Annotated in this window: 9 protein-coding genes and 1 pseudogene; 4 read left to right on the forward strand and 6 right to left on the reverse strand. The window is 59.7% G+C overall.

All coding sequences use genetic code 11. From position 1 onward, the window contains the following. Window positions 1-826: 826 nt before the first annotated feature. Both ACR9ZJ_RS17810 and ACR9ZJ_RS17815 read left to right on the forward strand, forming a co-directional pair. The gene (locus tag ACR9ZJ_RS17810) at window positions 827-2,017 is read left to right on the forward strand and encodes a retropepsin-like aspartic protease family protein (protein WP_481288512.1); all 1,191 of its coding nucleotides are present in this window, start codon (window positions 827-829) and stop codon (window positions 2,015-2,017) included. 32 nt (window positions 2,018-2,049) lie between these two features. Beyond that, the gene (locus ACR9ZJ_RS17815; RefSeq protein WP_481288513.1) at window positions 2,050-2,628 is read left to right on the forward strand and encodes a sulfotransferase family 2 domain-containing protein; all 579 of its coding nucleotides are present in this window, start codon (window positions 2,050-2,052) and stop codon (window positions 2,626-2,628) included. On the opposite strand, the gene ACR9ZJ_RS17820 is transcribed toward ACR9ZJ_RS17815, so the two are convergent. The 6 genes from ACR9ZJ_RS17820 to ACR9ZJ_RS17845 are packed head-to-tail and all read right to left on the reverse strand — an operon-like array spanning window position 2,625 to window position 6,379. Next, entirely contained in the window at window positions 2,625-3,719 is a 1,095-nt protein-coding gene (locus ACR9ZJ_RS17820; RefSeq protein ID WP_481288514.1) for a Fic family protein, read from the reverse strand. The two genes, ACR9ZJ_RS17815 and ACR9ZJ_RS17820, sit on opposite strands and share 4 nt — an antisense overlap. After that, window positions 3,716-4,405 carry a DUF6817 domain-containing protein gene (locus ACR9ZJ_RS17825; RefSeq protein WP_481288515.1) on the reverse strand — a complete coding sequence of 230 codons (690 nt, stop codon included), beginning with the start codon at window positions 4,403-4,405 and terminating at the stop codon, window positions 3,716-3,718. The genes ACR9ZJ_RS17820 and ACR9ZJ_RS17825 overlap by 4 nt, the downstream gene beginning before the upstream one ends. A 2-nt stretch (window positions 4,406-4,407) precedes the next feature. Further along, window positions 4,408-5,160, reverse strand: a complete 753-nt coding sequence (locus tag ACR9ZJ_RS17830; RefSeq protein ID WP_481288516.1) for a hypothetical protein — start codon at window positions 5,158-5,160, stop codon at window positions 4,408-4,410. Between the two features lie 13 nt (window positions 5,161-5,173). After that, entirely contained in the window at window positions 5,174-5,398 is a 225-nt protein-coding gene (locus tag ACR9ZJ_RS17835) for a hypothetical protein (protein WP_481288517.1), read from the reverse strand. After that, the gene (locus ACR9ZJ_RS17840) at window positions 5,395-5,967 is read right to left on the reverse strand and encodes a 2OG-Fe(II) oxygenase (protein WP_481288518.1); all 573 of its coding nucleotides are present in this window, start codon (window positions 5,965-5,967) and stop codon (window positions 5,395-5,397) included. Before ACR9ZJ_RS17840 ends, ACR9ZJ_RS17835 begins: the two co-directional genes overlap by 4 nt. After that, window positions 5,957-6,379 (reverse strand): hypothetical protein, encoded by a 423-nt coding sequence (locus tag ACR9ZJ_RS17845; protein ID WP_481288519.1) that lies wholly within the window; start codon window positions 6,377-6,379, stop codon window positions 5,957-5,959. The genes ACR9ZJ_RS17840 and ACR9ZJ_RS17845 overlap by 11 nt, the downstream gene beginning before the upstream one ends. A gap of 284 nt (window positions 6,380-6,663) precedes the next feature. Here ACR9ZJ_RS17845 and ACR9ZJ_RS17850 point away from each other — a divergent pair. Together ACR9ZJ_RS17850 and ACR9ZJ_RS17855 are read left to right on the forward strand one after the other, a co-directional pair. After that, window positions 6,664-6,855: pseudogene (locus ACR9ZJ_RS17850) on the forward strand (hypothetical protein); the annotation flags it as partial. Between the two features lie 392 nt (window positions 6,856-7,247). Then, window positions 7,248-9,029, forward strand: a complete 1,782-nt coding sequence (locus ACR9ZJ_RS17855; RefSeq protein WP_481288520.1) for a bifunctional sulfate adenylyltransferase/adenylylsulfate kinase — start codon at window positions 7,248-7,250, stop codon at window positions 9,027-9,029. Window positions 9,030-9,570 lie beyond the last annotated feature (541 nt).

The raw sequence follows: 9,570 nt of genomic DNA on the forward strand, positions 1-9,570 counted from the left end.
CCGATCACGCACCGATAGGCTCGATAGAACCGCGACTCGTGCGGGCTATCCACCTGCTCGTCCACGTGCACACGGGCAAAGAGAAGCACAACAAGGGCGTCAGCCAGCGCGGCCGAGGTGCGCTTCACGCCCACGGGTGCCTTGGATCACTACGCGCCCAAGGACGAAGCCGAAGCGCGTGTCACGGAGAAGACCCTCGGCGGCGAACCGTTTCCGCGCGCTTTCCACGCCATCGTTTATGGGAAGGTCGTGGGGGGCACGCTCAACCGCGGGACCCACAGCTTCAAGTGGTCCCGGCGCGAGTGACCTTGACCACGTTGTCGCTTGGCGGATCCGCCGAGCCGGTGTTCACCGCCACGGTGCCGTGAATCATTGCCCTCGGCGCACTGGAACAGCCCATGCTTCTTTTAAGGAACCGCACATGATGACGCTACTGGGACTGCTTGCCGGCGGCAGCGCGCTGGTCCTGGCGCTGCGCCGCCGATCACCGCGATCGCCCGTCGCCCGAGCGGCACACCCCATGCGGCCGCCAGCGCGCCGGCCCGAGGCAGAAGAGGTTTTTCCCGGCTTGAAATTTGTAATGGCGGAACAGGCGACGACGGGCGCGCCTGAGTAGGCACAGGCGCTCTGCATCCGCCGCCTTGAGCTGCTCGCAGGAAATCGCGACGCGCATTGCATTGAAAGAGCCCGTGACGGTGTGTTGAACTTGGCTCCTCCCAACGGATGCGGCAGGTGGTCAGTGCGTCGTGCTTCAAACCGATGCCGCGTCAGCTTTAGTGCGATCGTGCTGATGACATCGTCAGGGCCGGGCGTTGGAGCCGATAGCGTGCGCCCGCCCGGCGCCTATGTTGCCGAGATCAACACGGCGCTGACGAAGGCGGATATCAACACGCTGCATCGTCTGGCCGAGCATGGCGACCCCATTGAACGCATCCTTACTCCAATGGCGATCGAGCGCATCCGCTTCGACCTGGATGCCTCCAACGCCCATGCGCGTGCCTGCGAGCAAGCACTTCACGACAGCGAGCCTGAGTTGGCGTTCTACTGCGCCCGGTTCGTGCCGAGCAATGCAAGGCTGGCAGGCGAATCCACGGCCGCGGCGCGCCAGGAGTTGGCCATTGTTCAACGCTACCAGGGCCAGTTGCCCGCGCGTCTGCTGGGAAATTTCGACGCCAGGCAAGCTCCGGCCCTCGCCTCGCTGCCCGAAACGGTGGTTACGTCGTCCCAACAGTCGTGGGCCGTGCCCATCCACACCGACGCCTCGCGCGCCTACACGGCCGATGTCACGGTCAATGGAAAATCGGCAACCCTCAAAGTGGATACTGGTGCGCCCACCATCCTGGGCGCGGCGACGGCAGCACGGTTGGGGGTCCGTATCGTTCTGGCCAAAGACGGCAGTATTCGTGGTGCCATGGGGCACGAATCGATCAAGCAACTGGGTGTCCTCGATTCCCTTTCACTCGGCGGAACGACCATTCAGCACCTTCCCATCGCCGTGATTCCCGAAGAGCACAATGCGCTCGGCATGGATGCGCTCAGACTTCTTGGCACGTTTGAACTCACCTCCGACCGGCTGATCGTTTTCGGTCAAGGATCCCGACCGCCCACTTGCGTCCAACCCATCCGCCTGAGTTCCACATTTGCGGGATCGACGCCTGCCGTGGTGCTCGACCTGATGGTGGATGGCACGCCTCACCCGGCGCTGATGGACACGGGAAGCGACTTCTATATCACCGGAATCGACCACGCCAGCCCGCCGGAGCCACCAACCCGTGGTCTGGCCATCAAGGATGTGAACGCGAGTGGGAGCCAGGCCGGCTATTCGCTTAGGACGGCGACTGTCCAACTCGGCGACAACAAGCTTCGCCTCACCTTCCCGGAACTCAGCGGCGTCGCTGTGCCGTACGACTTCATCCTCGGCAATGCTTCCCTGCGAGACTCCCGCTTCTTCGTCGACTTCAATCGCCGCACCGGTTGCGTGTTGTCCAAAGACCAGCACGACGCCGACATTCACTGACCCAGTCCAACCACCTCCCCCTGGTGCCCTTCATGCACGTCGATAATGCCTCGAAAACCGTGTTCTTCCACAACCCCAAGACTGGAGGCCGTTCCATCGTCGTCGGATTCGATCTGCCGGATGACACCCGACTGAAATTGGTGCACTTTGGTCCGCGCGAGGCCAGACGCTGTATCTTCCAGGACTCATGGGATGAGTTCTTCACCTTCTGCTTCGTCCGAAATCCCTGGGACCGTCTCGTCTCACTGTATGAGTATCACCGCAGCGTGCAGTACGGCATCTTCCAGAAGATGAACGTCTCGCACACTCTCGCTCGCCAGTACGACTTCGACGAGTGGGTGGCGATCAACCAGGCCAAATTACGGCAATCCAACTGGTTTGGTTTGCCGCAAGCGCACTGGATGGACGACGTCACCAAGGTTTACCGGTTCGAGGCCTTTCCAGAGGCCTTTGAAGAAATTGCCGATCGTATGAAGAGGAACGTGCCGGTGCCGCACCTCAATCGATCGCATCGCAAGCCATACCAGGATTACTACAGAAACCCGGAAAGCATTGAGGTGGTGCGGCGCATCGATCACCACGTGATCGATCGCTTCGGCTATGAGTTCTAGCGTGAGCGCCAGGCCTCAACGCCGGGCCAGAAGGGAATGCCGTACGCTTCGACATGCAGTGGCTTTTCGAACCACGGCGTGATGCGCCGAAATGCGCTTCGCCGGGAAGGGCCTGCGCCCAGCCTGCGCTCCAGGCCCCCAAGAAGATCGGCATAAGGCCGGCTCTCATGAACGATTCCGTTCACCCGTCGACGGTACATGAGTGGATGAGGCGCCGACTCGGTCGGTACATGGCCACTTCCGGTGGCCGGTGATTCGATAGCGGCCAGGATGTCGTCAAGCTCGAAACCGGCGCCGCCCAAGTCCAGCACATACTGCCGCGATAGCCGCAGGACCGCGCCGGCCTTTGCGACCAGCTGGGACCATAGCGTCCACAAGGGCTCCGGATCGCCCTCGCGGGCCAGGAGTTGCGAGCGAGCCAATGGTTTTCGCCAGCGCACCATTAAATACATGACCGCCGCACTCAACGCCAACGACTGCGTCCGGCGCAGCACATAGGCCGCCACGATCGCTCGGGCAAGCCGCCCGTTACCATCCTTCAACGGGTGGACGCTGGTCCATTGCAAATGAAGCATGCAGAGCACCCGCGCATCCGCATCTTGTTCGCCGTTGAAGCATTCGATGAAGTCTTCCGCGAGGCGCTCGTAGTAACGAGGCTCCGGGCAGATCCACGAGGACTCATGGAGCGAATGTCCCCATCCGATCCAAACCAACCCATGCCGCGGCAAAGTGGCCGATAAACCTAGCTTCCTTAGCGCCTGCTGCAGGACGTTAGCATCAAGCCCCTTCGCGAGCCACTCCACGGTGTCGAGAACACGGTGCCCCGTGTCCCGCACCGACGACAGTCGCTCCGGGCCGCAGTACCACGCCACCTCTCCGGCGTTGCGGGGCCGCGGAAGGCGCTCAGCGGCCGAAGCGAAAAGCAGGCCCCGGGAAAGCGAGAGCGCAACGGGCTGGGCCAGCGAGATATCCGTTCGAATGGCCCCCAGCGACGGCACGCCCGGCGCCCAGTCCGCCAGTGCGGAGGGCACAAAATAACGTTGCGCTCCCCGGCCTATCGACAGGTCTATGAAGTAGCCTGGCGCCGTCATGCGCCATCGATCAGCGATCGCACCAGGCGGCGTTCCCGACTCTCCCAGTTCGGCATCGGTCGCCGGGCGAGCACTTCGCTGCGGATGGCGAATGGCAAGCGGCTGTCGACGTGCAGCACGTATGCCGGCGATATTTCATCGCCCAGGAGGGCTGCGTGTTCGACACGTGTAGTCGCCGCATGGGAAACCAGATGTGCGGCGGCCTTGCGTGGGAGACGGGCGAGCGTTGCTTCTGAAGCGCTCACCGCAGCGATGAACTTGCTAGACCGGCCTTGCTCCAGGCCATTGGCACATTCCAACAGGATCAGGACGATCAGATCCGCAGCCCCTACCGAGGGCGCCTCGTTCGTGTCGGCAACCTCCAGCTTCCCTGTCTCCCATGCGGCGAGCAGTGTCGTGCCGCGGCGTGCCACCGAAAACAGAGAAATCCAGCGGAAGGTCTCCGGCGCCACTAGGCTCCTGAGGCGAGCCTCCACGTTGTTCGCACGGGCTTGCCATTTGAAGTGCCTGGTTCCCAGGACACTGTGGAACAATCCGGCATCCTGGATCGCAGCCGAGCACTCCCAGCGAGCCAGGAGTGCACGTGTGCCCAGGAGGTGATCGTAAAGCGTCCGACCGCTGTGCCGCTGGCGGTGGGCCCCAATGTCACGCAGGAACGCAAGCTTGTCGGGCTCGATTCCCGTCACGTTTACGCCTCGGAGAACATCGTGCCGCTGCCGCCACCGTCGTCGCTGCCGGAGTCGTCGCCGTCGTCACTATCGCTATCGCTATCGCTGTCGCTGTCTTCGCCGTCGGAGTCTCCCGATTGATCGGACCCCGTATCGACGGAACCTGGTGCCTGTGTCGCAGTACCCAGTTCCGTGCCGTCCGGGGTGACGACCATCACACCGTAGTGCAGCCCCTGCGCTTCGATCTCCGACTTGGGCAGGACTTGGTTCGTATCCGTGAGATACCACACGTCCGACGGGTCGGGAAGCGAAGGCCAGTTCACCGTCACCAGATTGTTGGAGAACTCGGCGACGGACTCTTCGTCACTCGAGATGATCAGACCGGTGATATCTGCAGCGACGGCCACCAGGGTTGCCACGGCGACGACTTCCGGCGCTGCGGCAAACACGGCGATCGTAGCGACCACGCCGGCGACATTGCCCACGAGGTTCAGCACGTCACCTGGATTGATGCTCTTGCCATCTTGCAGGTCCGCGCTGATCTTCAGCACGGTGGTCGTGCCTGCAAACAGGTTGGTCTGGATGGCAATGGGCTGGAGGAAGGGCACCGCGTTCGTCACTGTGGCGACGATCTGCGCATCCTGGTTGACCAGGTTGAACCCCTGATTATTGTTCTTCGTGGCGTCGACCAATTGATTCGCGAGCGAATTCGTGGCGTCGACCTGGCCAACTTTATCAATCGCCGAGAAGACTACTTCGATCTTGGACGGCATGCGCTTTCATCCCTTATTTGAAATTGATCAGGTATAGCAGGCAGGCCCCAGACGCCACGGTGAGTATCTGACTAAAAATCAGCATCCAGCCTTCTGCTTTCTTTTCCGCGATCAGCCGCTTGCAAATGTAGGTCACGCCAGATTCCTGGCCCCAGGTTTTCCGATACTTGAGCACAATGGACCAGCTCACGAACCCGGTGATTCCGATGATCAGGCCCAACACAGTCGTCAGCTTCACGATGGATCGTCAATCCGAAATTTGTACATCAGGGTGGTTCGAAGCATTGGGCAGTCGCGACTCGGCGGACGCGCCACGTGCGCGATCGTTCCATTAAACAAGACCATTCGCCCTGGTGCAGGTGCGACAGCGATAACTTCGCCGCTCGGAAGGTAGAACATCGTTTCCCCGGCCCATGCTTCGGCCCAGAATGCGTTGGCGTAGATCACCGCGGTGATGTCTCTGGCGCTCGCTGAATCGGTATGAATCTTTCCCTCCAGGCCATAGGTCAAGCCATTGGCGTAAGCACGCAGGAGTCGCGCGCCTCCGCCGCTGGCTTCGTTGACCGCAGCCCACAGACTGTCCACCTCAGGAAACCTTCCGAGCGGGTATCTATCCTTCTTCTCCTCGGATCGACCCTCCAATTCGATGAAATGACGATGCCAAAAGGGAAATCGGTCGGTCTTGCCGTTGGACTTCCAGCCGAACGACCAAACCTGCCCCTTGAACAACGCTTGGAACGCATCGGACGACACGTCCACGAAATCATCAATCACAAAGGGATGGTCGAACCGAGCCTCATGCGACATGCTTCTTTTTCTTCCGCAGGCGCCACACCTTGGAAACCACCTTGGGGTGGTCCACCAGACGAATCTGGAGATAAAGCTTCTGATGCTTAGGCGCCAGAAGCGTGGCCCGCGTGCAGAACGATGTCCGAGGATTGGAGTAGAAAAAGTCCGAGTAAACAGGCTTGGACATGTCCCTGTTTGTCGATACCACCATCTGGAATGGGATGGGAATAGTCGATTGACCCGACTGGGCAACCCGCATCGACACCAGCATTCGGTCCTGTATCCGTTTGAAGCGAAGGTTTGCGTGATAACGCCCTACCTTCTTCGCCGTGACTGGTGCCGCCATGGCTTTCCCAGGCGGAAAGACCTCCAACAGCGCAGCACCCGCGGTCACACCCAACATCGATTTCGTGAAGTTGCGACGATCCATTCACTACCCCTCGTTCCACTGATTGAGTAAGCATTGCCAGAGCGCACGTGGGCCGAACACGAACTCACGCCCGGTCGATGCAGGCGTTGCAGGGTACCGAAATATCAGTGGCATATGGATCTGTCAACAACAACATTTTGCGCGTAAAAACCGACGATTCTTGCCATAAGTTACGATCGTCGAATGCATCCACCTGCACGGGGGAACGGCCTGCCCTCACTGCCATCTCGACTATCAGCCCCAGATACTGGCTACCTCCCGTTGGCCCTCATCCGTGAAACAGAATCCCCCTGCCCCCTGTTGTCGTCGTGGAGGGCCGTCCGTTCCCGCGTGACGCCACCTTCGACGGCTCTGGCAACGCCACCCGAGCGGAACTGTGCCTCCTCGACGCCGACGGCAACGAAGCCCGCGTCGACCTGCTCGAATACACCGATGAGGCGTGGCACGGCTATTTGCCGGACGTCAAACCCTGCCAGCTGCGGCTATGGCCAGATCATCGAAAACGCGCTCTAGTCCTCTGCGCGGCTACGGCGGGCCATATGGAGCGAGGCCCAGGCAGACAACCGTGGCGTCATCCATGGATGTGCCTACATATGGCACTTCGACATGAGGGCCTGACCAGCACCGTCAGAGCGCAAAGAGTTCCACCAAGAAAAAAATGACCTACTGGTTCTTTGGATCGGGCCAGTAACCTTTGAGAACAGCAGCGATCAAACGATACTTGTCACCTGTAAGAAGGCCCGTGCAAGCGACATCCAACATGCACGTCTTGAAAGCATAGTCTATGCGAACGAAGGCTCCGAATCATCGACCGCAAAATTTCACGATGCTTGACCTCGTTTTCCGGTGATAGCCTTTCCACCGGTGCATGTCGGCGCTGCAAACAACATGGGTTGAAACGACAATGTCTGATGGCGTTATGGAAATGGTTCGGCCCCGCCTCACGGTTGAACCGCACGGCGGTGTCCTGAAAGAGCTTTACGTTCCTGAAGCTCTTGGATTGGAATTCCGACGTAGCTCGGCCTTGCTATCGCCTATTGTCCTCGACCACCGCCAATTGTGTGACCTCGAACTCCTCCTCAGTGGGGCGTTCTCCCCACTAGAAGGCTTCATGACGGAAGCCGATTACAACAGTGTGGTCGACGGACTTCGCCTGGCCAATGGAACACTCTGGCCGATGCCTATCAATCTGGAACTTTCCGAGGCGCAGGCAGCGCCTTTGTCGGTCGGACAAGATGTGGCGCTTCGGGACGTCCAAGGTACAGTCCTCGCAGTTCTCTCCATCTCCGACATCTTCAGACCTGATAAGAACCGCGAGGCACAGCGTGTCTTCGGCACGGTCGATTCGTCCCACCCTGGCGTCGCCGAATTGTTTGTCCGTGGAGGCGTCTATCTAGGTGGACGCCTGCGAGGGTTACAGGCGCCCACACATCACGACTTTACCGACCTGAGATTCTCACCTCGATCCCTTCGTCACTGGTTTGCCCAGCAGGGCTGGAACCGTGTCGTCGCATTCCAGACGCGCAATCCGATTCATCGCGCGCATGTGGAGCTCACCCGACGGGCCATGAATGCCGTTGGAGGCAAACTCCTGCTTCATCCGGCGGTTGGCCGCACCAAGGACGGCGACATCGATGCGCACACCCGCGTGCGCTGTTACCGAGCACTGTTGACTCGCTATCCGGAAAATTCCGTGAAGCTTGCAGTGCTGCCGCTGGCGATGAGAATGGCGGGTCCGCGCGAAGCATTGTGGCATGCCCTCATCCGGAAGAACTTCGGGGCAACCCACTTCATCGTCGGGCGCGACCACGCAGGACCTGGCAAGGATGCATCGGGCGCACCGTTTTATGCCCCTCGTGCGGCTCAGGAGTTGCTTGAAGACTATGCAGGCGAATTGGGCATCAAGATGCTCGCTTTTCCTCCCATGGTCTTTTCTCCGGCAAGGCGGCTGTTTGTCTCGACCGAAGAGCTCAGGGATGGCGAGATGGTCAGTGATGTTTCGGGTACCCAACTTCGCCGCCATCTTCGTGAAGGCACTCCTATCCCAGAGTGGTTTACCTATTCGGAAGTCGAGGCGGTCCTTCGGCAGCGTTTCGTGCATCCGTCGACCAGCGGATGCGCAATTTTTTTTACGGGTCTGTCGGGGGCAGGAAAGTCCGCCATTGCCCTGGCAGTTATGGCGATGCTCCTTGAGAAGACGGGACGTCGAGTTACGATCCTCGATGGAGATGAGGTGCGAAAAACTCTGTCCGCAGGCCTCGGGTTTTCTCGTGCAGATCGCTCAACCAATGTAATACGGATTGCCTACGTGGCTTCCGAAGTCGTCCGTCATGGGGGCGTGGCCATCTGCGCCCCGATTGCGCCTTACGCCGAAGATCGCGAAAGAGCGCGCGAGATGGTCGAGGAGCATGGCGATTTTATCGAAGTGTATGTCAACACCAGTCTTGATGTCTGCGAAGCGCGTGATACGAAGGGACTCTATGCACAGGCACGGTCCGGCGTTCTCAAGAACTTCACCGGCATCAGTGACCCCTATGACGTGCCCGAGAAACCTGACCTACGCCTGGATGGTTCGAGGGGATCGGTGCCTGAATTAGCATCGCAAGTAATTGCGGAAATGCAACGGCGTGAGCTTATCAGTAAGTTCTGAATGCGGTTTCCGTGCGCAAAAGTTTGCCTATCGATATCGTGCGCCCTAAAACCGTCATAAGGCCACCGCAACTGCGGCCCGCACGCTACGTAGCATTACGGCGTAAGTAACATACTGGACCAAATTGCGGTGCTATCTTCTGCCAGCGGCGTTCCCTCTCGGGGGTGCCGAAGCGGCAAGGATGCCACTGTGCACCTGGCCGTGTAGGACATGGGTGACGCACGCCGGTTTTTGCCGGCATCCACGGAGGATCCAATGCAAGTTAGACGGTGATCTGTTGCCATTGCGTATGTGTTGTCAGGTTACCAGGCTGCTGCAATTGCGGCACCCGCTCATCATAGTTTGCCAGTCGACTCCACTCCGGCCGGAAGCGATCCCGACGGTACGGCTTCGCCCGGGACAAAAACGAGCGCGACGTCGTCCGCCATGAGACCTCTCACCGTCAAAGAGGTTGAACTCATCATGGGGACCAATGCTTTTACTACTCCTCTGAGCGGAACCTCCGTAACGGCAACGGTGGGTCTGTCTCTTATACACATCT

Source organism: Luteibacter sp. KNZ12-1A, assembly GCF_056755675.1.

Coding starts and splice junctions, on each gene's coding strand:
- ACR9ZJ_RS17815 (WP_481288513.1), top strand. CDS start 2,050: ATGCACGTCGATAATGCCTCGAAAACCGTGTTCTTCCACAACCCCAAG.
- ACR9ZJ_RS17820 (WP_481288514.1), bottom strand. CDS start 3,719: ATGACGGCGCCAGGCTACTTCATAGACCTGTCGATAGGCCGGGGAGCG.
- ACR9ZJ_RS17830 (WP_481288516.1), bottom strand. CDS start 5,160: ATGCCGTCCAAGATCGAAGTAGTCTTCTCGGCGATTGATAAAGTTGGC.
- ACR9ZJ_RS17840 (WP_481288518.1), bottom strand. CDS start 5,967: ATGTCGCATGAGGCTCGGTTCGACCATCCCTTTGTGATTGATGATTTC.
- ACR9ZJ_RS17845 (WP_481288519.1), bottom strand. CDS start 6,379: ATGGATCGTCGCAACTTCACGAAATCGATGTTGGGTGTGACCGCGGGT.
- ACR9ZJ_RS17855 (WP_481288520.1), top strand. CDS start 7,248: ATGTCGGCGCTGCAAACAACATGGGTTGAAACGACAATGTCTGATGGC.